Source organism: Oryzomicrobium sp. (genome assembly GCF_021287045.1).
Lineage (GTDB): Bacteria > Pseudomonadota > Gammaproteobacteria > Burkholderiales > Rhodocyclaceae > Oryzomicrobium.
Map to the genome: position 1 here is coordinate 63,702 of NZ_JAJTBG010000002.1, position 23,342 is coordinate 87,043.

General features: G+C 65.6%; 18 protein-coding genes. 5 read left to right on the top strand and 13 right to left on the bottom strand.

The window, feature by feature from the left end:
- Positions 1-406 precede the first annotated feature (406 nt).
- The 3 genes from LWW89_RS02270 to LWW89_RS02280 are packed head-to-tail and all read left to right on the top strand — an operon-like array spanning position 407 to position 7,429.
- On the top strand, positions 407-2,731 hold the full coding sequence (locus LWW89_RS02270; RefSeq protein WP_293260514.1) for a class I SAM-dependent DNA methyltransferase: 2,325 nt from the start codon (positions 407-409) through the stop codon (positions 2,729-2,731).
- Positions 2,728-4,089 (top strand): restriction endonuclease subunit S, encoded by a 1,362-nt coding sequence (locus LWW89_RS02275; protein WP_293260517.1) that lies wholly within the window; start codon positions 2,728-2,730, stop codon positions 4,087-4,089. The genes LWW89_RS02270 and LWW89_RS02275 overlap by 4 nt, the downstream gene beginning before the upstream one ends.
- Before the next feature lie 43 nt (positions 4,090-4,132).
- Entirely contained in the window at positions 4,133-7,429 is a 3,297-nt protein-coding gene (locus tag LWW89_RS02280) for a DEAD/DEAH box helicase family protein (protein WP_293260520.1), read from the top strand.
- Between the two features lie 56 nt (positions 7,430-7,485).
- On the opposite strand, the gene LWW89_RS02285 is transcribed toward LWW89_RS02280, so the two are convergent.
- The 13 genes from LWW89_RS02285 to LWW89_RS02345 all read right to left on the bottom strand — a co-directional run bounded on the left by LWW89_RS02285 (position 7,486) and on the right by LWW89_RS02345 (position 19,878).
- A complete protein-coding gene (locus LWW89_RS02285) occupies positions 7,486-8,418 on the bottom strand; it encodes an MBL fold metallo-hydrolase (RefSeq protein ID WP_293260523.1) in 933 nt (310 codons plus the stop codon).
- Positions 8,418-8,603, bottom strand: coding sequence for a DUF1289 domain-containing protein (locus tag LWW89_RS02290; RefSeq protein WP_293260526.1), 186 nt, complete (start codon positions 8,601-8,603; stop codon positions 8,418-8,420). The genes LWW89_RS02285 and LWW89_RS02290 overlap by 1 nt, the downstream gene beginning before the upstream one ends.
- Positions 8,600-8,797, bottom strand: coding sequence for a DUF1289 domain-containing protein (locus tag LWW89_RS02295; protein ID WP_293260529.1), 198 nt, complete (start codon positions 8,795-8,797; stop codon positions 8,600-8,602). The genes LWW89_RS02290 and LWW89_RS02295 overlap by 4 nt, the downstream gene beginning before the upstream one ends.
- A 164-nt stretch (positions 8,798-8,961) precedes the next feature.
- Entirely contained in the window at positions 8,962-9,867 is a 906-nt protein-coding gene (locus tag LWW89_RS02300; protein WP_293261273.1) for a hydroxymethylglutaryl-CoA lyase, read from the bottom strand.
- A 92-nt stretch (positions 9,868-9,959) separates the two neighbouring features.
- Complete coding sequence (locus LWW89_RS02305; protein ID WP_293260532.1) at positions 9,960-11,978, bottom strand: acetyl/propionyl/methylcrotonyl-CoA carboxylase subunit alpha; 2,019 nt, start codon at positions 11,976-11,978, stop codon at positions 9,960-9,962.
- Positions 11,979-12,051: 73 nt separating this feature from the next.
- Positions 12,052-12,843 carry an enoyl-CoA hydratase/isomerase family protein gene (locus tag LWW89_RS02310; protein ID WP_293260535.1) on the bottom strand — a complete coding sequence of 264 codons (792 nt, stop codon included), beginning with the start codon at positions 12,841-12,843 and terminating at the stop codon, positions 12,052-12,054.
- 19 nt (positions 12,844-12,862) lie between these two features.
- Positions 12,863-14,485, bottom strand: a complete 1,623-nt coding sequence (locus LWW89_RS02315; protein WP_293260538.1) for a carboxyl transferase domain-containing protein — start codon at positions 14,483-14,485, stop codon at positions 12,863-12,865.
- A 77-nt stretch (positions 14,486-14,562) separates the two neighbouring features.
- Complete coding sequence (locus LWW89_RS02320) at positions 14,563-15,171, bottom strand: 2-hydroxychromene-2-carboxylate isomerase (RefSeq protein ID WP_293260541.1); 609 nt, start codon at positions 15,169-15,171, stop codon at positions 14,563-14,565.
- 186 nt (positions 15,172-15,357) lie between these two features.
- Positions 15,358-16,284: a DMT family transporter gene (locus tag LWW89_RS02325; RefSeq protein WP_293260543.1), complete on the bottom strand. Its 927-nt coding sequence runs from the start codon at positions 16,282-16,284 to the stop codon at positions 15,358-15,360.
- A gap of 97 nt (positions 16,285-16,381) precedes the next feature.
- A complete protein-coding gene (locus tag LWW89_RS02330; RefSeq protein WP_293260545.1) occupies positions 16,382-17,563 on the bottom strand; it encodes an acetyl-CoA C-acetyltransferase in 1,182 nt (393 codons plus the stop codon).
- A gap of 61 nt (positions 17,564-17,624) precedes the next feature.
- The gene (locus LWW89_RS02335) at positions 17,625-18,797 is read right to left on the bottom strand and encodes an isovaleryl-CoA dehydrogenase (RefSeq protein ID WP_293260547.1); all 1,173 of its coding nucleotides are present in this window, start codon (positions 18,795-18,797) and stop codon (positions 17,625-17,627) included.
- Positions 18,798-18,862: 65 nt separating this feature from the next.
- Entirely contained in the window at positions 18,863-19,324 is a 462-nt protein-coding gene (locus LWW89_RS02340; protein ID WP_293260550.1) for a PaaI family thioesterase, read from the bottom strand.
- Between the two features lie 92 nt (positions 19,325-19,416).
- Positions 19,417-19,878 carry a MerR family DNA-binding transcriptional regulator gene (locus tag LWW89_RS02345; RefSeq protein WP_293260553.1) on the bottom strand — a complete coding sequence of 154 codons (462 nt, stop codon included), beginning with the start codon at positions 19,876-19,878 and terminating at the stop codon, positions 19,417-19,419.
- 228 nt (positions 19,879-20,106) lie between these two features.
- On the opposite strand from LWW89_RS02345, the gene LWW89_RS02350 reads away from it, so the two are divergent.
- Both LWW89_RS02350 and phaC read left to right on the top strand, forming a co-directional pair.
- Positions 20,107-21,165 (top strand): MBL fold metallo-hydrolase, encoded by a 1,059-nt coding sequence (locus LWW89_RS02350; protein WP_293260556.1) that lies wholly within the window; start codon positions 20,107-20,109, stop codon positions 21,163-21,165.
- 64 nt (positions 21,166-21,229) lie between these two features.
- On the top strand, positions 21,230-23,053 hold the full coding sequence (gene phaC, locus LWW89_RS02355) for a class I poly(R)-hydroxyalkanoic acid synthase (RefSeq protein ID WP_293260559.1): 1,824 nt from the start codon (positions 21,230-21,232) through the stop codon (positions 23,051-23,053).
- Positions 23,054-23,342: the final 289 nt, after the last annotated feature.

Sequence of the window (23,342 nt, forward strand, 5' to 3'; positions counted from 1 at the left end):
AGGGGCGCCCGGGGCGGGCGCCGGGGGATGGAGGCCGGGGAGGTTGCCCCGCCCGGCCCGTCCGGCCATTCTCCACGGGGCCGGCGACGCCGGGTAGCACCGGGCTGCTACGGGAGAGACAGTAGGGACAACGAAGCCGGACGTGCGGGCGAAATGACATGCCAGCGGCACGCAATGCTTAACCATAGTGCATCGCCGCGAAGGCTCCGTCTGATCTGCATCAGTCAAAATCGGCGAAAATAGCCGCCGTTGTAAACCATGCCCCGCGGCACTCGCTGTACGCCTACGCCGAAACGGTGTTACCCGCTCTCCATTCGGCACCACCGGCGATTTGTCTTTCTATTTTCAGCATTACTGCTTGGCCAGCCGGCCTCAAACGGTTTTCCTGGCCGATAAGCCCCCAGACATGACCCAAGCCACCAACAACCTCGCCGCCGATATCTGGACGCTCGCCGACCTGCTGCGCGGCGATTTCAGGCAGAGCCAGTACGGTCGCATCATCCTGCCCTTCACCCTGTTGCGCCGCCTCGAATGCGTGCTGGCCCCCAGCAAGGAAGCCGTGCTCAAGCAAGTGCCCATCGTCGAGCAGATGAAGCTGCCCGAAGAAGCCCAGGAAAAGCTGCTGCTGCGGGCCACCAACGGCCTCAGCTTCTTCAATACCTCGCCCATGGACCTGGGCACCCTTGGGGAGGCCGGCATCAAGGCCAACCTGGAGCGTTACATCCAGTGCTTCTCCCGGGATGCCCGGGAGATTTTCGATCACTTCAAATTCGCCGAATTCATTGGCCTGCTGAGCGACGCCAACCTGCTCTACAAGATCGTGCAGAAGGTGCGCACCATGGACATCAGCCCCCAGGCTGTCTCCAACTACGAAATGGGCCTGGTATTCGAGGAGCTGATCCGGCGCTTCGCCGAAAGCTCGAATGACACTGCCGGTGAACACTTCACCCCCCGGGACATCGTTCGCCTCACCACCTCCCTGGTGTTCATGGAAGACGACGAAGCCCTGACCAAGCCCGGCATCATCCGCACCATCTACGACCCCACCGCCGGCACCGGCGGCTTTCTCTCGGCGGGCATGGAATACGTGCACGAACTCAACCCCCAGGCCGTGATCCGCGCCTACGGCCAGGAGCTGAACCCCGAGAGTTACGCCATCTGCAAGGCCGACATGCTGATCAAGGGCCAGGAGGTGGGCAACATCAAGCTGGGCAACACCCTCTCCAACGATCACCTCTACGCCGACAAATTCGACTACATGCTTTCCAACCCGCCCTTCGGCGTGGACTGGAAGAAGATCGAAGGCGACATCAGCAAAGAGCACAGCCTCAAAGGCTATAACGGCCGCTTCGGCCCCGGCCTGCCCCGGGTTTCCGACGGCTCCCTGCTCTTTCTCCTGCACCTGCTCAGCAAGCTGCGCGACGTAAAAGACGGCGGCTCGCGTATCGGCATCATCCTCAATGGCTCACCCCTGTTCACCGGCGGCGCCGGTTCCGGCGAATCCGAAATCCGCCGTTACATCCTCGAAGCCGACCTGCTCGAAGCCATCGTCGCCCTGCCCACCGACATGTTCTACAACACCGGCATCGCCACCTACGTCTGGGTGCTCTCCAATAAGAAAACTGCCGAGCGCAAGGGCAAGGTGCAGCTCATCAACGGCGTGAACCTCTGCGGCAAGATGCGCAAATCCCTGGGCAGCAAGCGCAACGTGATGCTGGACGACGACATCGCCGCCATCACCCGCTGCTTCGGCAACTTTGAAGTGATGGAGGCCCACGCCCTCGACAAGCCTGCCGAGCAAAAGAGCCCCCGGGGCCGGCCGGCCGCCAGCGCCAAGGCCGAAGCGCCCAAGACCTTCGCCAGCAAGATCTTCGCTACCCACCAATTCGGCTATCGTCGCATCACCGTCGAACGGCCCTTGCGCCTCTCCTGGCAGTTCAGCGACGCGCGCATCGCCACCCTGCGCTTCCAACCCGGTGCCCTCAACGCCGCCATGCAATGGACCTACGCTGAGTACGGCGCCCAGTACTGGAGCGATGGGCCGGACTGCGAAGACTACGGCCAGCTATTCAGTTACACCGAGGAAATCCGCGCCCATTGCAAGCGCCACTTTGCCGACCTCAAGGAAAAGCAGATCAAGGACCTGCTCGATGCCGACACCTGGCTGGCCCAGAAGCGACTCCTGCTCAAGGCCCGGCAACTGCAAGCCGTCATCGGCACCGCCCAGTGCGACGACTTCAATACCTGGGACGACAGCCTCAAAGCCGCTAGCCAGCAAGCCGGCATCAGCCTCGACGCCAAAGAGAAAAAGCAGCTGGCCGACGCCCTCAGCTGGAAGAACCCGGCCGCCGAGAAAGTCATCAAGAAACTGCACAAGGGCCAGCCGGCGCCCCTCTATGGGCGTTTCCCCGTCGGCAAGGAGATTGTCGAATACCAGGCCGACAGCGACCTGCGGGACTTCGAGAACATTGCCCTCGACCCCAGTCGCTCGGTCAATGAAGTCAACGAAGCCTATTTCATCAAGGAAGTGCAGCCCCATGTGCCGGATGCCTGGATCGACGCCAACAAGCGCGACGCCAAGGACGGCGAAATCGGCATCGTCGGCTACGAGATTCCTTTCAACCGCCACTTCTACCAATACCAGCCGCCACGCCCCTTGGAAGAAATTGATGCCGACCTGGACGCGGTGAGTGCCGAGATCATGGCCCTGCTGCGGGAGGTGCATTCGTGAGTCGGTATAAGGCTTATCCGGCGTACAAGGATTCGGGGGTGGAGTGGTTGGGGGATATACCCGCGCATTGGGTAGCGACTCGCCTGAAAAGAGTGATTTCAAAACTGGAGTCTGGTATTAGCGTCAATGCCACTGATGTGCCGGCACAAAACGGGGACATTGGTGTTCTGAAGACAAGTTGTGTCTATACACATTCTTTCAGACCATCGGAAAATAAAGCCGTTTTCCAAGATGAGATACATCGCGTCAAGTGCCCGGTCAGAAATGGGGAAATCATCATTAGTCGAATGAACACCCCCGACCTTGTTGGGGCGAGTGCGCTGGTTGAATGCGAAACAAAGAACTTGTACCTACCTGATCGTTTGTGGCAAACAGAGTCGCTTAGTTTATTTCCAAAATTTGTTGCTTATTTCATGATGGCCAATGGATTTAGAGCGCAAATTTCGTTGGCCGCGGAAGGCGCTAGCAGCAGCATGCAAAATATTGCGAAGGAAAACTACCTGGCAATTCATGCTGCACATCCAATATCTTGTCTTGAGCAAGAGAGAATTTCTGACTTCCTTGACCACGAAACCGCAAAGATCGACGCGCTGATCGAGAGGCAGCAGCGGTTGATCGAACTGCTCAAGGAAAAGCGCCAGGCGGTCATCAGCCATGCCGTGACCAAAGGCCTCAACCCCAACGCCCCTATGAAAGATTCCGGGTTGGAGTGGTTGGGCGAGGTACCAAAGCATTGGGGGGTGACGAAATTCCACTACGAAATTGATTTGCTTGAAGGCCCCGGAATACTGGCTAATGATTTCTTCGACGAGGGAGTTCCTCTTCTTCGGATACAAAACATCAAAAATCACTTTGTAAGTGATGAGTTCAAAACATTCCTATCACCTTCAAAGGTCAGCTCTAAGTGGGAGCATTTTCGTGTTTCCCGGGGAGACCTAATTATTAGTTGTAGCGCATCCACCGGTTTGGTTTCCGAAGTGGGCGAAAATGTAGTCGGTGCAGTTCCTTATACTGGACTCATTAGGTTGAGACCACGAAGAAATGCACTAACCAAGGACTTTATTCGGCACTTGGTTCAGTCAGATTTGTTTTTTGAGCAAATTAAACTTCTGCAGTCTGGTTCAACAATCCAACATTTTGGACCGTACCATTTACATCAGATGTATATAACGTTACCGCCAATCAGTGAGCAAGAAGAGATAGCGAGGGCTATTAGGCATAAGACAGCACGACTGGATGAGTTAATCGTGGCAGGAAATGATCAAATTGAACTGATCAAAGAACGCCGCACTGCCCTAATTTCCGCCGCCGTCACCGGCAAGATCGACGTGCGCGGCTGGCAGCCTGCCGCTGCCTGAATGGCCACTGTGCCTTCCCACTGAACCCGACCCGAGCCCCGCCATGAGCGACCAAGCCAGCGAACGCATCTTTCAGGACGACATCCTCCGCCAATTACAGGCCCATGGCTGGCGATTGGGGTCGTCAGCGCACTATCACCGGGAACTGGCCCTCTACGCGGAAGATGCCCTGGCCTTCGTGCAGGAGACCCAGCCGGCCCAGTGGCAGAAGTTCTGCGCCAATCACCCCAAGGACAGCGAGCAGAAATTTCTCGAACTGGTGGCGGGCCAGCTGGCCAAGGCCGACTCCAATGCCACGGACCAGGAGAGCCGCCGTTTCGGCACCCTGGGCGTGCTGCGCCACGAACTGCGCGACCGCAATGCCCGCCTTTCCCTGTGCCAGTTCAAGCCCGAACACGGGCTGAACCCGGAGACCCTGGCCCGCTATGGCAAGAACCGCCTGCGCGTGGTGCCAGAGCTGGTGTACAGCCCCTGGGCCAAGGAGGACGCATCCCCGGAGGGGCAGCCGGAGGATGCTGCAGCCGCGGGCAGCAAGGCCAAGGCCTGGCGCATCGACCTGGTGCTCTTCGTCAATGGCCTGCCGGTGGTCACCCTGGAGCTGAAATCCGAATTCAAGCAGGCCGTGGGTCGGGCGATTCACCAATACAAGACGACCCGCCTGCCGGTGGACCCGGTGGCGAAGAAGGCCGAGCCCCTGCTGAGCTTCAAGCGCGGCGCCCTGGTGCACTTTGCGGTGAGCCAGTACGAGGTGCACATGGCGACGCGGCTGGAGGGGGAGAAGACCGTATTTCTGCCCTTCAACCAGGGCACGCGGGAGGGCGGCGCCGGCAACGAGGTGCCGGAGGATGTGAACCGCTATGCCACCGACTACCTGTGGAACGAGGTGCTGCTGCCGGACAACCTGCTCAACATCCTCGCCCGCTTCGTGCATTTGCAGATCGAGGAAAAGGAAGATTGGGAAGGCCGCAAGTACAAGAAGGAAAGCCTGATCTTCCCCCGCTATCACCAGTGGGACGTGGTGGGCAAACTGCTGGCCGCCGCCCGCAGCGAAGGGCCGGGGCAACGCTACCTGATCCAGCACAGTGCCGGCTCGGGCAAATCCAATTCCATTGCCTGGGTGGCCCACCAGCTTTCTGCCCTTTACCGGGAGGGGGGCAAAAAGCTCTTTGATTCGGTGATCGTGGTGACCGACCGCACCGTGCTGGATGACCAGTTGCAGGACACCATCTCCCAGTTCGAGCACACCGATGGCGTGGTGGGGCGCATCAACAACAAGGAGGGCGACGGTTCCAAGTCGGAAAAGCTGGCCGCTGCGCTGGAGAGCGCCCAGCCCATCATCATCGTCACCATCCAGACCTTTCCCTTTGTGCTCAAGGCCATCGAGAACAGCGTCAGCCTCAAGGCCCGCTGCTACGCCATCATTGCCGACGAGGCCCATTCTTCCCAGAGCGGTTCCACCGCCCGGCAGTTGAAAGAAGTGCTGATGAAGGAGGCCCAGGGCGAGAACGGTGAGGAGGTGGAGCTGGACAGCGACGACATCATCGCCGCCACCGTGGCTTCCCGCCGGGCCACGGGCAATCTGAGCTTTTTTGCCTTTACCGCCACGCCCAAGCCCAAGACCCTGGAACTGTTTGGCCGCCGCCCCCGGCCCGACGAGGTGGCCTCCATCACCAACAAGCCGGCAGCCTTTCACGTTTACAGCATGCGCCAGGCCATCGAGGAGGGCTTCATCCTCGATGTGTTGCGCAACTACACCAACTACAAGGTGGCCTACAAACTGGCGTTGAAGATTCAGGCAGCGGATCAGGAGGTGGAAAGCAAGCGCGCCCGGGTCAAGCTCAACCAGTGGGTGCGCCTGCACGACCACAACATCGCCCAGAAGGTGAAGCTGATCGTCGAGCATTTCCGCGACAACGTGCTGGGCCTGCTCGGCGGCCAGGCCAAGGCCATGGTGGTGACCAGCTCGCGCAAGGAGGCCGTGCGCTACAAGCAGTGCTTCGACACCTATATCCGGGACCAGGGTTACCAGAAAATCCGCGCCATGGTGGCCTTCTCGGGCGAGGTGGAATTCACGGCGACCGACCCGAACACCGCCAACCTGATCGGTGAGAAATTCACCGAAGGCAACATGAATCCCCAATTGAAGGGGCGGGACATGCGCACGGCCTTCGATTCGGACGACTACCAGGTGATGATCGTGGCCAACAAGTTCCAGACCGGCTTCGACCAGCCCAAGCTGTGCGCCATGTATGTGGATAAGAAGCTGGCCGGTGTGGAGTGTGTGCAGACCCTGTCGCGCCTCAACCGCACCTACCCCAACAAGGCGGAAACCGGCACGTTTGTGCTGGATTTCTTCAATGAGCCGGAAGACATCCTGAATGCCTTCCAGCCTTACTACCAGACGGCGGAACTAGCCGATGTCTCGGACCCGAACCTGATTTTCGCATTGCACGACAAGCTACGGGCGTCGGGCATCTTCACCTGGCAGGAGGTGGAGCAGTTCTGCGCCGCCTTCTACATGAAGGACAAGAGCAACGCGGCCATCGCCAATATCTGCAAGCCGGCGGTGCAACGCTGGCAGCAGCGCTACAAATCGGCGCTGGAGGCCTTCAAGCAGGCCAAGATGATGTTCGAGCGCACCAAGAAAACGGGTGACACGGTGCTCATCACCAACGCCGAGAACTGCCTGAAGGACTGCCTGAAGGAAAAGGACTCCCTGGAAATCTTCAAGAAGGACCTGGGCACCTTCGTGCGTTTCTATGAATTCATGTCCCAGATCGTTGATTATGACGACACCGGCCTGGAAAAACTCAGCCTCTACGCCCGCAACCTGCGGCCCATGCTACGCGAAGCCTTGAGCAACGAAAACGAGATTAACCTCGATAACGTGATGCTCAGCCACTACCGCGTGGCCAAGATTCGCCAGCAGGATTTGCTGCTCAAGGAAAATACGGGTGAATACCAGTTGGAGCCGGGCGAAGGCCTAGGCACGGCCAAGCCCCAGGACAAGAAGGAAGAGTTCCTGTCCCAGATCATCAGCCGCCTGAACGAAATCTTCGTAGCCGACCAACTGACGGACAAGGACATGGTGAACTACGCCTACACCATCCGCGACAAGATCGGCGAGAACGACATCGTGATGCAGCAGATCGAAAACAACTCGGCCGAACAAGCCTTACTGGGTGATTTTTCCAAGGCCATCGACGATGCCATCATGGACAGCAGCACCGCCCACCAGAACCAGATGATGCAGTTGCTGGCGGACCCGAAAAAGGCCGCCGGGTTCGCCCGGGTCGTGTTTGATTTGCTGGTTTCAGGAAAACCCACCCCTGCCAAGTAGGTCCAGATTCCCGCAGGGAGACATTTGATGCAGGTACGGCAGTCGGTGAATCCCCCTCACCCCGCCGTCAGCCAGCCCTCGTCCTCGCGCAGGGCGCCGGCCCGGGTCAGGTCGTGCACCAGCCAGTCGGCCAGGGCGTCGTCGTCCAGGCCCAGGTAGCGGACGTTGACGCTGGTGACGAAGGACAGGCCGGCGAGGAATTCGGCGAGGTCGGCGCGCTTGATGCGGCGCTTTTCGAGCATGACGAAGGCGACGATCACCTTGATGGCGTGGCGCGCCAGCCGGTCCAGGCTGGCCTCGAAGCCGGCGAGCTTGCGGTAGGCCCGCTCCAGGGCTGCGTCCACCGCGCCGAAGGCCGGGCCGTGGCCGGGCAGCACGGCGTCGAGGGACAGACGGCCGAGCATGTCCAGGGTGGCGCGGGTGGCGGCCAGGCCGTCGGCGGTGCCGAGCACCTCGGCGAAGATCACGCCGAAGCCGTCTTCCCACAGGGCGTCGCCGGAGATGAGCAGGCGCTCGTCCGGGTTGTACAGGGCCAGGGCGTCCATGTCGTGGCCGGGCACGGCCAGGGCCAGCCATTCTAGGCCGCCGAGGACGAAGCGGTCGCCCGCGCCGTAGGTGGCGTGGTGCTGGAAGCGGGCGGCGGACTGGCCCAGGGGCGAGAGCAGCAGGGCGTCCTCGTCCCACTCGGCGATGGTGGCGGCCAGGCCCTCGGGCACCACCAGCTCACAGCCGAAGGCGGCGTTGAGGGCGGCGTTGCCGCCGATGTGGTCGGAGTGGGAGTGGGTGTTGATCACCCGGGTCAGGGTGCGGCCGGCCAGGGCCCGCTCCACCAGGGCCACGGTTTGGGCGGCGTGGCTGACGTAGCCGCTGTCGATCAGGGTGGCGGCCTCGCCGTCGAAGGCGAGGATGTTGTTGGACGACAGCCAGCCCCGCTCCAGCAGTTGCAGGGAATCGGGCAGAACCGCGGCAATGCGCTCGGCGGCCCCCATCAGTCGCTCCCGGCGCCGACTTCGGCCTGGACGTTTTCGGGCAGGGGCACGGTCTTATTCGGCTCCGCCGGTGGCGGCGGGGTGGGGATGCCGAAAATCTCGTCCGAGGTGCGGCCACAGCCCTCGCATACCCCGGTGTCCGGGTCGATCATGCAGATGCCGACGCACAGGTCATCGCTGCTCATTGCGGGCTCCGGGCGGTGGAAGGCTTGGGCTGGGCGGCGCGGCGCGCCGCCACGGCATCGAGGATGGCCAGGCGCTGGGGGTCACTGGCGCGGCCCCAGGCGGCGATCTCGTCCAGGGTGCGCAGGCAGCCCTGGCAAAGGCCGCTGGCCTTGTCCATGACGCAGACGTTGATGCAGGGGGAAGGAACGGTCATTTGAGCAGTGCAAAAAACAGGGAGGGGCCAAGACCAAGGCGGGACGGGCATCTTCATGCCCCCTGCCTGGAGAGCCGCGCCAGTGGCCGATCTTCAGGCAGGCTCCTTTGGAGGCCACGACTGGCGCGGGGTTCCACGGGGTAGCCGATTTTCCTCCAGCGACCTCAGCCGCGCTTGGCGAGGATCGCCCGGGCCACCTTGGAACCGGTTTCCCGGCCCAGGGCCGCCGAGATGAAGGCGCCGGCATCCACCAGTTTGTCCAGGTCGATGCCGGTTTCGATGCCCAGGCCGTGCAGCAGGTAGACCACGTCCTCGCTGGCGACGTTGCCGGAGGCGCCCTTGGCGTAGGGACAGCCGCCCAGGCCGGCCACCGAGGCGTCGAAGACGCTCATGCCCAGTTGCAGCGAGGCCAGGATGTTGGCCACGGCCATGCCGTAGGTGTCGTGGTAGTGGCCGGCCAGTTTTTCCACCGGCACGTGGGCGGTGCAGGCCTCGATCATGCGCGCCACCGCCAGGGGGGTGCCGACGCCGATGGTGTCGCCCAGGGAGACTTCGTAGCAGCCCATCTCGAACAGGGTGCGGGCGACCCGGGCCGCCGCCTCGGGGGCGATGGCGCCCTCGTAGGGGCAGCCGACCACGCAGGAGACGTAGCCGCGCACCGGGATGTCCAGGGCGCTGGCGGCGGCCACCACCGGCTCGAAGCGTTTCAGGCTCTCGGCGATGGAGCAGTTGATGTTCTTCTGCGAAAACGATTCGGAGGCGGCGCCGAAGATCGCCACTTCCTGGGCACCGGCTTCCACCGCCGCGTCGAAGCCTTGCAGGTTGGGGGTGAGCACCGGGTAGGCGACCCCGTCCCGTTTGCGGATGGCGCCCATCACCGCGGCGTTGTCGGCCATCTGCGGCACCCACTTGGGCGAGACGAAGGAGGTGGCCTCCACCGCCGGCACCCCGGCGGCGGCCAGGCGCTCGATCAGTTCCACCTTGATCGCGGTGGGGACCACCTGCTTTTCGTTCTGCAGGCCGTCGCGGGGGCCCACGTCCACCAGCTTGACGCGCTGGGGCAGGTTCATCGGGGAGAGGGACATGTCGTGTTCCTTAGCAGGACGCGGCCGGCGGACGGGACATCCCGCCCCGCCGGCCTGCGGTTAGGCCGGGTGGGCGCTCAGGCCGCCTCGAAATCCACCAGTTCGGCGCCGTCGCTGACCTGGTCGCCGGCGGCGTAGCGGAAGGCCTTCACCACCCCGGCCTTGGGGGCGGTAATGGTGTGCTCCATCTTCATCGCCTCCAGGATCAGCAGCGGCGCGCCGGCCTCGACCTTCTGCCCCGGCGTGGCGATGAGGGCCACCACCTTGCCCGGCATGGGGGCGGTCAGGCCGCCGCCCTGATGGCCACCGGCCTCCACCTTGTGTAGGGGGTCGTGGCGCTCCAGGATGAAAGTGCTGCCGTTGAGGAAGACGTGGCGCCGTTCGCTCTGGGTGTCATTAACCGCCACCACGCTGGCGAGCAGGCGCCGGTCGTCCAGTTCCACCGCCAGGCGGTCGCCACCCAGGCACCGACCCCGGGCCAGCACCGGGGCCTCGCCGGCCAGGGCGAGGGTCCAGCTGTCGTTGCCGTAGGCCACCTCCACGGTGATTTCGGTGTCGTTGCCCGCCGACTTCCAGGTGAGGGTACGCCGGCCGGTCAGGTTCATGCGCCAGCCGTCCCGGCTCGCCCAGGGGGACCAGGGGTCGGCGCTGGTGCTCGCCGCCTGCTCGGCCTGGGCCTGTTCGCGTAGCAGCTCGGCCACCGAGGCCACTTGCAAGGCCAGAGCCGGCAACGGGGCGTCGCCCGGGAACAGGTAGTCGCGCTGGCGCTCGATCAGGCCGGTGTCCAGGTCGGCCCCGGCGAAGGCCGGGCAGGCCACCAAGCGGGAGAGGAAGGGAATGTTGCTGGTCACCCCGACCACCCGGTAGTCGGCCAGGGCCTGGCGCATGCGCGCCAGGGCGGCGTCCCGGTTCTCGTCCCAGACGATCAGCTTGGCCACCATCGGGTCGTAGTGGGGGGTGATCTCGTCGCCCTCTTCCACCCCGGTATCGACGCGCACGTAGAGGCTTTCCGCCGGCGGCGCGAGGCGCAGCAGGCGGCCGGTGGAGGGCAGGAAGCCCCGGTCGGCGTCCTCGGCGTAGATGCGCGCTTCCAGGGCGTGGCCGTGGATCGCCAGGTCAGCCTGCTTGAGGGGCAGGGGTTCGCCGGAGGCGACGCGCAGCTGCCACTCCACCAGGTCCTGGCCGGTGATCATTTCGGTGACCGGGTGCTCCACCTGGAGGCGGGTGTTCATCTCCATGAAGTAGAACGAGCCGTCCTGGTTGGCGATGAATTCCACCGTGCCGGCGCCGACGTAGCCCACGGCCTGGGCGGCGGCCACGGCGGCCTCGCCCATCTGGCGGCGGCGCTCCGGGGTCATGCCCGGGGCGGGGGCCTCTTCCAGCACCTTCTGGTGGCGGCGCTGCACCGAGCAGTCGCGCTCGAACAGGTACACGCAGTTGCCGTGGGTATCGCCGAACACCTGGATTTCGATGTGGCGCGGCCGGGTGATGTACTTCTCGACCAGCACATGGTCGTTGCCGAAGGAGGAGCTGGCTTCGCGCTTGCACGAGGCCAGGGCGGCGATGAAGTCCTCGCCCTTTTCCACCAGGCGCATACCCTTGCCGCCGCCCCCGGCGGCGGCCTTGATCAGCACCGGGTAGCCGATGGCGTCGGCCTGGGCCTTGAGGAAATCCGGCTCCTGGTTGTCGCCGTGGTAGCCCGGGGTGAGGGGCACGGCGGCCTTTTCCATGAGGGCCTTGGCGGCGGACTTGCTGCCCATGGCGCGGATGCTGGCGGCCGGCGGGCCGATGAACACCACCCCGGCGGCGGCGCAGGCGTCGGCGAACTCGGCGTTCTCGGAGAGAAAGCCGTAGCCCGGGTGGATGGCCTGGGCGCCGGTGGCCCGGGCCGCGGCCAGGATCTTGTCCGCCACCAGGTAGGATTCCCGGGCGGCGGCGGGGCCGATGCACACGGCCTCGTCGGCCAGGCGCACGTGGCGGGCGCCGGCGTCGGCCTCGGAATAGACGGCGACGGTGCGCACGCCGAGACGGCGGGCGGTCTTGATAACGCGGCAGGCGATCTCGCCGCGGTTGGCAATCAGAATCTTGCTGAACATGTGTCCCCCTTGCGGAGCAGGCCGGCAGCCCACGCGGGCGCCGGCCCTCCGGGCGAAATGGTGCGGAGTGGCGTTAGGCGATCCAAGCGGGTTTGCGTTTTTCGAGGAAGGCGCCGATGCCCTCCCGGCCTTCGTCCGAGGCCCGCACCCGGGTGATGCGCTGGGCGGTGTCCTCGATCACGGCCGCGTCGATGGCCCGGTCGGCCACGGCGGCGATCAGGGCCTTGCACTCGGCCTGGGCGTTGGGGCCGTTGTTGAGCAGGGCCTCCACCACCTCGCCGACGGCGTCGTCCAGGGCCGCCTCGTCGGGCACGATCTCGTGCACCAGGCCGAGGCGGTAGGCCTCGGAGGCGGAGAAGCGCTCGGCGCTGAGCATGTAGCGGCGCGCCGCCCGGGTGCCCAGGGCCTGGATGACGTAGGGGCTGATGACCGCCGGGATCAGGCCGAGCTTGACCTCGGTCAGGGCGAACTGGGCGTCGAAGGTGGCGATGGCCACGTCGCAGGCCGACACCAGGCCGACGCCGCCGCCGTAGGCCGGGCCCTGGACCCGGGCCACGGTGGGCTTGGCCAGTTCGTTGAGGGTGCGCAGCAGTTCGGCCAGGTTGCGGGCGTCGCGCAGGTTCTCTTCCGGGCTGTAGCCGGCGGCGCGTTGCATCCAGTTGAGGTCGGCCCCGGCGCAGAAGCTCTTGCCGGTGGAGGAGAGCACCACCACGCGCACGGCGGGGTTGGCTTCCAGTTCTTTCAGGCCGGCGGTGATCTCGGCGATCAGGGTTTCGTCGAAGGCGTTGTGCCGGTCGCCCCGGTTGAGGGTGAGGATGCCGACGGGGCCGTCGACTTCGAGCAGGATGGCGTTGTAGGTGGTCATGGTCGTATCCGTGCGGGGGTCACATGCGGAAGATGCCGAACTTGGTTTCTTCCGCCGGGGCGTTGAAGGCGGCCGACAGGCCCAGGCCGAGGACCCGGCGGGTATCGGCCGGGTCGATCACCCCATCGTCCCACAGGCGGGCGCTGGCGTAGTAGGGGTGGCCCTGGGTTTCGTACTGGTCGCGGATCGGCGCCTTGAAGGCGGCCTCGTCCTCGGCGCTCCAGGTCTTGCCGGCGGCCTCCAGGCCGTCGCGCTTGACCGTGGCCAGAACGCCTGCGGCCTGCTCGCCGCCCATCACCGAGATGCGGGCGTTGGGCCACATCCACAGGAAACGGGGCGAGTAGGCCCGGCCGCACATGCCGTAGTTGCCGGCGCCGAACGACCCGCCGATGACCACGGTGAACTTGGGTACCTTGGCGGTGGCGACCGCCGTCACCATCTTGGCCCCGTCCCGGGCGATGCCGCCGTTCTCGTACTTGCGCCCGACCATGAAGCCGGTGATATTCTGCAAGAACACCAGGGGGATGCCGCGCTGGGCGCACAGTTCGATGAAGTGGGCGGCCTTGAGGGCCGATTCCGAGAAGAGGATGCCGTTGTTGGCGACGATACCCACCGGATAGCCGAAGATGCGCGCAAATCCGCAGACGATGGTGGTGCCGTAGCGGGCCTTGAATTCGTCGAACTCGGAGCCGTCCACGATGCGGGCGATGATCTCGCGCACGTCGAAGGGCTTCTTGGTGTCGGTGGGGATCACGCCGTACAGCTCCCGGGCGTCGTAGCGGGGCGGGCGCGGCGGCAGCAGGCTCACCGGCGGCTGCTTCTTCCAGTTCAGGTCGCGCACGATGCGCCGGGCGATGGCCAGGGCGTGGGCGTCGTTCTCGGCGAAGTGGTCGGCCACCCCGGAAACCCGGGTGTGCACGTCGGCGCCGCCCAGGTCTTCGGCGGACACCACCTCGCCGGTGGCGGCCTTCACCAGGGGCGGGCCGCCGAGGAAGATGGTGCCCTGCTCGCGCACGATCACCGATTCGTCGCTCATTGCCGGCACGTAGGCGCCGCCGGCGGTGCAGGAGCCCATCACCACGGCCACCTGGGGGATGCCCTTGGCCGACAGGTTGGCCTGGTTGTAGAAGATGCGGCCGAAGTGGTCCCGGTCGGGGAAGACCTCGTCTTGCAGGGGCAGGAAGGCGCCGCCGGAATCCACCAGATAGACGCAGGGCAGATGGTTCTGCTCGGCGATCTCCTGGGCGCGCAGGTGCTTCTTCACGGTCAGGGGGTAGTAGGTGCCGCCCTTCACCGTGGCGTCGTTGGCGACGATCATGCATTCGACGCCCTCGATGCGGCCGATGCCGGCGATCATCGAGGCGGCGGGCACCTCAAAGTTCTCGCCGGCGCCGCCGTACATGCCGTAGGCGGCCAGTTGGCCGATTTCCAGGAAGGGGGAGCCCGGGTCCACCAGGGTGCTCACCCGCTCCCGGGGGAGCAGCTTGCCCCGGGCCAGGTGCTTCTGCCGGGCGGATTCGGAGCCGCCCAGGGCAATGCGGTTGACGGTGTCCTGGAGGTGGGACACCAGGGTGCCCATGGCTTCGGCGTTGGCCTGGAAGTCCAGGGAGCGGGGATTGAGCTGGGTTGTCAGTATGGTCATGGCGTCACTCGCGGTGCGTCGGGAGATGCGCTGCTGGGTTGGATTGGATTCGGGATGAAACCGCGGCCGGAAGGCCGTCAGAAACCGCCTGGGCCCGCCGCCAGCCAACGTTCGAGCTGGGGCAGCCGGTCGGCGCCGAGGAAAGGTTCGCCGTCCACGACGATGTAGGGCGACCCGCACACGCCGCGCGCCAGGGCCGCCTCGACTTCCTGCTTGAGACGGTCCTTGAGGGCCGGGGTGGCCAGGGCCGCTTCCAGGGCGGCGGGGTCGAACCCCTGGGCGGCGGCAATGGCCAGCACGGTGGCCGGGTCGGAAATGTCCCGGTCATCCACGAACAGGGCGCGAAACAGGGCCCGGCCGAAGTCGCGGGCCCGTGCTTGATCCCGATCCCAGGCCCAGTAGAAAGCCCGGGCGGCAACCTGGGTGGCGAGCGGAAAGCGGCTCGGCTGGCGGTAGGGTAGCCCCATGAAGCGTGCCGACCGGGCGAAGTCGCGCAGCACGTACTGGCCCTTGATGGGCGCCTGGGTCAGAGGCACGGCGCCGGTCTTCTGGAAGATCACTCCGAGCAGTACCGGATGCCAGGCCACGCTGCGACCGTGGCGGGCCGCCAGGTCGTCGATCCGTTCCGCCGCCAGGTAGCCGTAGGGCGAGGAAAAATCGAAGTAGAAGTCCAGGGGCGCGGTCATGGCGCCCTCCGCGCGGGTTGCGCGCGTCTGCCGGCGGGCAGGCCGCCGGGCGGGTGGTTGCGATGCATGGGTGTCTCCTCCACGTTCTCGTCTCCCCGGAGCCGCCGGGCGGCTCCCTGTGATTGAAATCCGGCGCCCCCGGTTTTATTTAGGTGGCGGAGCGCCGGACGGCGTTGCTTGCGGCGGCTACACGCGGCGGCCTCCCAGGACGCCGGTGGTGAACATCACGCCGACGATGGTCAGGGCGCCGCCCAGGTAGGCGGCGGTGGACAGCCGCTCGCCGAGCAGCCAGGCCCCCTGCAACACGGCGAACAGGGGGACCAGGTTGATGAAGGCCGCGGTACGCGCCGGCCCCACCCGCTGCACACCGTCGGCGTACCAGGTGAAGGACAGGGCGGTGCCGAGCAGGCCGAGGAAGAGGATCGCCGACCAGGCGGTCGGGCTGTAGTCGGGCACGCCCAGGTCGCCGTTGACGGCGGCGGCGGCGCCGAGCATGGCGCAGCCGATCAGGCTGGCGTAGGCGGTGGCGGCCAGGGCGCTCATGGTGGCGGTGGCGCGCCGGCCGATGAAGGTGTAGATGGCCCAGAAGACGACGCAGCCGAGGATGAGCACCTCGCCCAGGCCGATGGCACCGGCGAACAGGCGGGTGGGGTGGCCGTTGGCGATCACCAGCAGGCAGCCGGCCATGGCCAGGACGATGCCCAGGGCCTTGCGCGGGGTCATCCGGTCGCCGAAGAACAACCAGGCGGACAGGGCCACCACGGCGGGGTTGAGGGCCACCACCAGGGCGCCCCGGCCGGCGGCGATGTGCTTGAGGCCGAACAGGAAGCAGAAGTTGTAGAGGGCGATGCCGGACAGGGCGAGCAGGGTGACGGTCAGCCACTCCTGGCGCGACAGTTTGGGCAGGCCGCCTTCGCTGACCACGGCCACGGCGGCCAGGGCCAGGCCGGCGGTGAGGAAGCGCCAGAAGGCGGCGGCCAGGGGCGGGACTTCCTGGACGACGACGCGGCCGGCGATCCAGGTACCGCCCCAGAAGAACATGGTGACGACGAGCTTGGCCAGGATGGCCGGGGTGAGCCGAGTGCTACCGGCGGTGGCGGTCGGGGAATTCAAGACGGGGGCTTTCGCGGGACGGACGGGAGGACGGCCGGCGCCCGCCATGCCGCGCACCGCAAGGTGCGCCATGGGGAGTGCGCCGGCCGTCCGCACGTTACAGCATCTCCACGCCGACAGCCACGGCCTCGCCGCCGCCGATGCACAGGGAAGCAACGCCCTTTTTCTTGCCGTACTGCTTGAGGGCGCCGAGCAGGGTCACCAGGATGCGGGCGCCGGACGCGCCGATCGGGTGGCCCAGGGCGCAGGCGCCACCGTGCACGTTGACCTTGGCCGGATCGAGCTTGAGGTCGTGGATGGCTGCCATGGTGACCACGGCGAAGGCTTCGTTGATTTCCCACAGGTCCACGTCGGCAGCATTCCAGCCCGCCTTCTTCAGGAATTTCTCGATGGCGAAGACCGGGGCGGTGGTGAACAGGTTGGGTTCCTGGGCGTGGGTGGTGTGGCCGACGATCTTGGCCAGGGGGGTGAGGCCCAGGGCCTTGGCCTTGGATTCCTTCATCAGCACCAGGGCGGCGGCGCCGTCGGAGATGGAGGAGGAGTTGGCGGCGGTGACGGTGCCGTCCTTCTTGAAGGCGGGCTTCAGGGCGGGGATCTTGTCGATCTGGGCCTTCAGCGGCTGCTCGTCCTGGTCCACCACCACGTCGCCCTTCTTGCCGGCGATGGTGACGGGGGCGATTTCCCACTTGAACTTGCCTTCCTTGATGGCGGCCTGGGCCCGGGTGGTGGAGGTGATGGCGAACTCGTCCTGGGCGGCCCGGGTGAAGCCGTAGGACTCGGCGCATTCCTCGGCGAAGGTGCCCATCAGGCGGCCCTTCTGGTAGGCGTCTTCCAGGCCGTCGAAGAACATGTGATCGAGCAGCTGGCCGTGGCCGAGGCGATAGCCGCCGCGGGCCTTGGGCAGCAGGTAGGGGGCGTTGGACATCGACTCCTGGCCGCCGGCGACGCCGATCTCGTAGGAGCCGGCGAGCAGGCCGTCGTGCACCATCATCACCGCCTTGAGGGCGGAGCCGCACACCTTGTGGATGGTGGTGCAGCCGGCGGCCAGGGACAGGCCGGCGCCCAAGGCGGCCTGGCGGGCCGGGGCCTGGCCGACGCCGGCTTGCAGCACGTTGCCGAACACCACCTCTTCCACCTGCTCCGGCTTGATGCCGGCCCGCTCCACGGCGGCCTTGATGGCCGTGGCGCCGAGCTGGGGCGCGGTCAGGCTGTTGAAGTCGCCCTGGAAGCCCCCCATGGGGGTGCGGGCGACAGAAACGATGACGATGGGGTCAGACATGGTGCTCTCCTAGGTTGAAATGCTCCGGCCCGGGCGCCGCGAGGCCCCCGGGCGGATTCGGTCATGCAGTCTCGGCGAACAGCTCCCGGCCGATCAGCATGCGGCGGATCTCGCTGGTACCGGCGCCGATTTCGTAGAGCTTGGCATCGCGCCACAGGCGGCCGGTGGGATATTCGTTGGTGTAGCCGACGCCGCCCAGGGCCTGGATGGCTTCGCCGGCCATCCAGGTGGCCTTCTCGGCGGTGTACAGGATCACCCCGGCGGCGTCCTTGCGCAGGCTGCGGGCGTGATCGGCGTTGTCGCAGGCGCGGCCGACGGCGTAGGCGTAGGCCCGGGCGGCGGACCACACCGAGTACATGTCGGCGACCTTGCCCTGCATCAGCTGGAATTCGCCGATGCTCTGGCCGAACTGTTTACGTTCGTGCAGGTAGGGCACTACCGTGTCCATGCAGGCTGCCATGATGCCCAGGGGGCCACCGGACAGCACGGCACGCTCGTAGTCAAGGCCGGACATCAGCACCTTGGTGCCGTTGCCAATGCCGCCCAGCACGTTCTCCTCGGGCACTTCGCAGTCGTCGAAGAACAGGGGGAAGGTGTTCGAGCCGCGCATCCCCAGCTTGTCCAGGTGGGTGCCGTGGCTAAACCCCTTCATGCCCTTTTCGACGATGAAGGCGGTCATGCCCTTGGCGCCGGCGTTGACGTCGGTCTTGGCGTACACCACCAGGGTATCGGCGTCGCCGCCGTTGGTGATCCACATCTTGGAACCGTTGAGGACGTAGCGGTCGCCCTTCTTCTCGGCCTTGAGCTTCATCGATACCACGTCGGAGCCGGCGTTGGGCTCGGACATGGCCAGGGCGCCGACGTGGTCGCCGGAGATCAGCTTGGGCAGGTACTTGGCCTTCTGGGCGGCGTTGCCGTTGCGGCGGATCTGGTTGACGCACAGATTGGAGTGGGCGCCGTAGGACAGGCCCACCGAGGCGGAGGCGCGAGACAGCTCCTCCATGGCGATGATGTGGGCCAGATAGCCCAGGCCGGTGCCGCCGTACTCCTCCTCGGCGGTCATGCCGAGCAGGCCCAGGTCGCCGAACTTCTTCCACAGGTCGGCGGGGAATTCGTTGTTGCGGTCGATCTCGGCGGCCCGGGGGGCGATCTCCTTTTCGGCGAAATCGCGGATCGTGTCGCGCAGCATGTCCAGGGTTTCGCCCAGGCCGAAATCGAGGGAAGGGATGTGCATGGTTTGTCTCCGGATTGTCGTTTTATATGGGGTGCTGCGATCTTGCGATTCCGGCGGCCGGCGCCTCAGCGCTCCGGCCGGTTGGCCAGGGCCATGATGGTTTGTTGCAGGGTGGCGCACAGGGTGGCCTCCCCGTCGTTATAGGCGAACACGTCGGCCCGGGTGACGAGCAGGGTGCGGCCGGCCCGGACCACCTCGCCGTGGGCCTCGATGTGGTCGCCAGCGGCGGGTGCCATCAGGTTCAGGGTGTAGGACACGGTGAGCACGCTGGCGTCGGCCGGGGTCAGGGTCATGGCGGCGTAGCCGGCGGCCGAGTCGGCGATGGCGCCCACCACGCCGCCGTGGATGTAGCCGTGCTGCTGGGTCACTTCCTCGCGGTGCTGCAGCTGGATGACGCAGCGCCCCGCTTCCACTTCGGCCAGGCTGGCGCCCAGGTGGGCCATGGCCTTCTGCCGGGCAAAGCTGGCGCGCACCCGGCCGGCGAACCCGGCGTCGGCGGGATAGAAGGGGGTGCGAGGAGCGGACATGGCGGAAGTCTGGTGGCGGATTGGCCGGGGGGCGATGGCGTGTTTTTACGTGACGTTGACGTTAACGTCAACCAAGCCGCCGCGCAAAGCGCTCAGGCCTTGGCCCGGGCCTGCTCCTGAAGCGCCGGGGCGGACGAAGCGGTCGACGCGCCCGGCGCAGCCACGGCCCCTTCATGGCTGGCGAGCATCTGGCGGCACTGGGTTTCGAAGGAATCGATCTCGCCGAGCACCGCCTCGATGTCCTCGCGCTGTTGCAGCAGCGCGGCGCGGCGCCGTTGCAGCACGTCGAGAAAACGTTCCAGCTGGTGCACCTCGTCACCGCGACCGATGTCGTACATGTCGATCATCTCGCGGATCTCGGCCAGGGAGATGCCCAGGCGCTTGCCGCGCAGGGCCAGCTTGAGGCGGATGCGGTCGCGCCGCGAATAGACCCGGTTGCGTCCTTCCCGGCTCGGCGCGATCAGACCCTGGTCTTCGTAGTAGCGGATCGTCCGGGGCGTGATGTCGAACTCCCGGGCGAGCTCGGAGATGGTGTAGGTGCGGGTAGTGGGCATGGATTCTGGCGGGCCGGAACAGGGTGGCGAAGCGGAGCGGCGAAGCGCTGCCTGTGGTCAGGCCCGGGCCTTGAGGGCTATAGTCGAAGAAAAGAGACAACACGGCTCCACAATTCCCGGAGCATGGACGGAGATACTTCCCGTCCCAGAGGGCAGGACCGCCTGACGGCCGTCCCAATCCCCCAGTGTAGTCAGTTTCCCCAACCTCCATCAATTCACGGACGTTTCATGACCACCGCCGCACCCGCTGCCGCCGCCTCCGGCGAAACCGCCGGCCAACCCCGCTACCCCTTCCCCGACCTGCCCGCCCCGGGCGAGCGCATCGAAGTGGCCCCGGGCGTCTGGTGGCTGCGCATGCCCCTGCCCTTCGCCCTCGACCACATCAACCTGTGGCTGCTCGAATCCCCCACCGGCTGGACCATCGTGGACACCGGCATCGCCACCCCCGAGGTCAAGGCCGCCTGGGAAACCCTGCTGGCCGGGCTGGACAAGCCGGTGGAGCGCATCGTCGTCACCCACTTTCACCCGGACCACCTGGGGCTCGCCGCCTGGCTGATGGAGCGCACCGGCGCCCCCCTGGCGATGACCGCCGGCGAGTTCCTCACCGCCCACGCGGTGTGGCACCAAGCCGCCGGCCACGGCACCGACGACATGGTGAGCTTCTTCCGCCTGCACGGGCTGGACGACGAGCGCTGCGCCAAGCTGGCGGCCCGGGGAGCGGTCTATCCCAAGGGGGTGCCGGCCCTGCCGCAGCGCTACGAGCGGCTCATCGACGGGGACCGGATCGCCGTCGGCGATGCGGAATGGCAGGTGGTGACCGGTTACGGTCATGCGCCTGAACACGCGGCGTTATTTTCCTGTAAGCATGACGTATTAATTTCGGGGGATATGGTCCTACCGCGTATAACCACCAACGTCAGCGTGTTCGCCGTGACGCCGGACGCCGATTCCCTGTCTCGATACCTGGACTCGGTGGCCCGCTACGGTGCCCTGGGCGACGATCCCCTGGTGCTGCCCTCCCATGGCCGGCCGTTCTACGGCCTGGCCGACCGGGTCGCCGCCCTGGCCGAGCACCACGACGAGCGCCTGGCCGACGTGGAGGCCGCCTGCACCGAGCCCCGGAGCGCCGGCGACCTGCTGCCAGTGCTGTTCAAGCGCGAGCTGGATTCGCACCAGGTGATGTTCGCCATGAGCGAGGCCATCGCCCACCTGAATTACCTGGAGCACGCCCGTCGCCTGCGCCGCGAGGCCGGCGGCGACGGCGTGATCCGCTTCCGCCGCCCCTGATCCGCTCGGGGGCAACCGTTCTTCAGCAGTGCCGCCAGACCTGATCCAAACCAAGGAGACACCGATGTCGCAGCAAGTCGAGAACGAAAGCACTCCCCTGCCCAACCCCGCCGAAATCGCCAAGTCCTATGCCGAGGTGGCGCAACGGGCCTCCCGGCTGCTGACCCATTACATGGAAAAGAAGGCCAAGGAAGGGGTCAGCCCCCCCTCCGACGAACTGGGCATCGCCCGGGCCTTCATGGACCTGTCCGCCCGCCTGATGGCCAACCCCTACAAGATCGCCCAGGCCCAGATGGGCATGATGTGGGACTACTTCTCCCTGTGGCAGGGCTCCATGCTGCGCATGATGGGCGTCAACGCCCAGCCGGTGGCCAGTCCGGCCAAGGGCGACAACCGCTTCCGCGACGAGGACTGGGAACAGCACTTCCTGTTCGACTTCATGAAGCAGTCCTACCTGATCGCCGCCCGCCACATCCACGACACGGTGTGCGACGTCGAGGGCCTGGACGACAACACCCAGAAGAAGGTCAATTTCTACACCCGCCAGTACATCGACGCCCTGTCGCCGTCCAACTTTGCCTTCACCAACCCGGAAGTGTTCCGCGAGACGGTGAAGAGCCACGGCCAGAACCTGATCAAGGGCCTCAACAACCTGCTTCACGACATCGAGGCGGGGGACGGCCAGCTGCGCATCCGCATGACCGATACCAGCGCCTTCGAGCCGGGCAAGAACGTGGCCGCCACCCCGGGCAAGGTGGTGTTCCAGAACGACCTGTTCCAGCTGATCCAGTACGAGCCGACCACCAAGGAACAGAACAAGACCCCGCTGCTGATCATCCCGCCCTGGATCAACAAGTACTACATCCTCGACCTGCGCGAGAAGAACTCCTTCGTGAAGTGGGCCACCGACCAGGGCCACACCACCTTCATCATGAGCTGGGTGAACCCGGACGCCCACCTGGCCAAGAAGAGCTTTGAGGACTACCTGCTCGAAGGCTCCCTGGCGGCCATCGAGGCGGTGTGCCAGGCCACCGGCGAGAAGGAAGTGAACATGGCCGGCTACTGCCTGGGCGGTACCCTGCTGGCCACCACCCTGGCCTACCTGGCGGCCAAGAAGGACAAGCGGGTCGCCTCCGCCACCTTCTTCACCTCCATGATCGACTTTTCCATCCCGGGCGAACTGGGCGTGTTCATCGACGAGGACCAGGTGTCGTCCCTGGAGAAGAAGATGAACGAGCGCGGCTTCCTCGAAGGCTCCGAGATGGCCATGACCTTCAACATGCTGCGCGCCAACGACCTGATCTGGTCGTTCGTGGTGAACAACTACCTGATGGGCAAGGACCCCTTCCCCTTCGACCTGCTGTACTGGAACTCCGATTCCACTCGCATGCCGGCGGCCATGCACAGCTTCTACCTGCGCAACATGTACATGGCCAACAAGCTCAAGGACCCGGGCGGCATCACCCTGAACGGGGTGAAGATCGACGTGAGCAAGATCACCACGCCGTCCTACTTCATCTCCACCGTCGAGGACCACATCGCCCCGTGGAAGAGCACCTACCTGGGCGCCCGCCTGTTCAAGGGTCCGGTCAAGTTCGTGCTGGGCGGCTCCGGCCACATCGCCGGGGTGGTGAATCCGCCGGTGGCCAACAAGTACGGCTACTGGACCAACCCGGCCGCCACCCTACCCGAGACCAGCGACGAGTTCCTGGCCGGCGCCACCCAGAATCCCGGTTCCTGGTGGAGCGACTGGCAGGAGTGGGTCACCGCCCTCAACGGCAGCAAGCAGGTGCCCGCCCGGGTGCCCGGCCAGGGCGGCCTGAAGGCCGTGGAGCCGGCCCCCGGCAGCTTCGTCAAGTTCCGTCTCGACACCGCCGTGACGGCCTGATGCGCCAGCGCTGACCACACTGCAACACGCCGTAACCGACGGGGGCCGCCAGGGCCCCCGTTTCTTTTTTCGCGCTCCCCGCCGGACACCGCTCCGCTCCCCGGCTTGCGGATACGCCGGCCCGCCATTCGCCGGGCAAACTGCCCGGAACTCCGCGCCCCTATTGGAGTTACGCCATGAGCAACCGATTTTCAAACTATACGTCCTATGACGTTCGAAGTAGAATCGTCCGTGCATACAAAAAACTATTTCTGGCATAACTGTGTGGCGCACTTGGTGCGCCACACCA

What these genes read in the sequence shown, in the direction of transcription:
- LWW89_RS02270 (WP_293260514.1), top strand. Translation starts at nt 407, where the DNA reads ATGACCCAAGCCACCAACAACCTCGCCGCCGATATCTGGACGCTCGCC.
- LWW89_RS02280 (WP_293260520.1), top strand. Translation starts at nt 4,133, where the DNA reads ATGAGCGACCAAGCCAGCGAACGCATCTTTCAGGACGACATCCTCCGC.
- LWW89_RS02285 (WP_293260523.1), bottom strand. Translation starts at nt 8,418, where the DNA reads ATGGGGGCCGCCGAGCGCATTGCCGCGGTTCTGCCCGATTCCCTGCAA.
- LWW89_RS02290 (WP_293260526.1), bottom strand. Translation starts at nt 8,603, where the DNA reads ATGAGCAGCGATGACCTGTGCGTCGGCATCTGCATGATCGACCCGGAC.
- LWW89_RS02295 (WP_293260529.1), bottom strand. Translation starts at nt 8,797, where the DNA reads ATGACCGTTCCTTCCCCCTGCATCAACGTCTGCGTCATGGACAAGGCC.
- LWW89_RS02300 (WP_293261273.1), bottom strand. Translation starts at nt 9,867, where the DNA reads ATGAACCTGCCCCAGCGCGTCAAGCTGGTGGACGTGGGCCCCCGCGAC.
- LWW89_RS02305 (WP_293260532.1), bottom strand. Translation starts at nt 11,978, where the DNA reads ATGTTCAGCAAGATTCTGATTGCCAACCGCGGCGAGATCGCCTGCCGC.
- LWW89_RS02310 (WP_293260535.1), bottom strand. Translation starts at nt 12,843, where the DNA reads ATGACCACCTACAACGCCATCCTGCTCGAAGTCGACGGCCCCGTCGGC.
- LWW89_RS02315 (WP_293260538.1), bottom strand. Translation starts at nt 14,485, where the DNA reads ATGACCATACTGACAACCCAGCTCAATCCCCGCTCCCTGGACTTCCAG.
- LWW89_RS02320 (WP_293260541.1), bottom strand. Translation starts at nt 15,171, where the DNA reads ATGACCGCGCCCCTGGACTTCTACTTCGATTTTTCCTCGCCCTACGGC.
- LWW89_RS02330 (WP_293260545.1), bottom strand. Translation starts at nt 17,563, where the DNA reads ATGTCTGACCCCATCGTCATCGTTTCTGTCGCCCGCACCCCCATGGGG.
- LWW89_RS02335 (WP_293260547.1), bottom strand. Translation starts at nt 18,797, where the DNA reads ATGCACATCCCTTCCCTCGATTTCGGCCTGGGCGAAACCCTGGACATG.
- LWW89_RS02340 (WP_293260550.1), bottom strand. Translation starts at nt 19,324, where the DNA reads ATGTCCGCTCCTCGCACCCCCTTCTATCCCGCCGACGCCGGGTTCGCC.
- LWW89_RS02345 (WP_293260553.1), bottom strand. Translation starts at nt 19,878, where the DNA reads ATGCCCACTACCCGCACCTACACCATCTCCGAGCTCGCCCGGGAGTTC.
- LWW89_RS02350 (WP_293260556.1), top strand. Translation starts at nt 20,107, where the DNA reads ATGACCACCGCCGCACCCGCTGCCGCCGCCTCCGGCGAAACCGCCGGC.
- phaC (WP_293260559.1), top strand. Translation starts at nt 21,230, where the DNA reads ATGTCGCAGCAAGTCGAGAACGAAAGCACTCCCCTGCCCAACCCCGCC.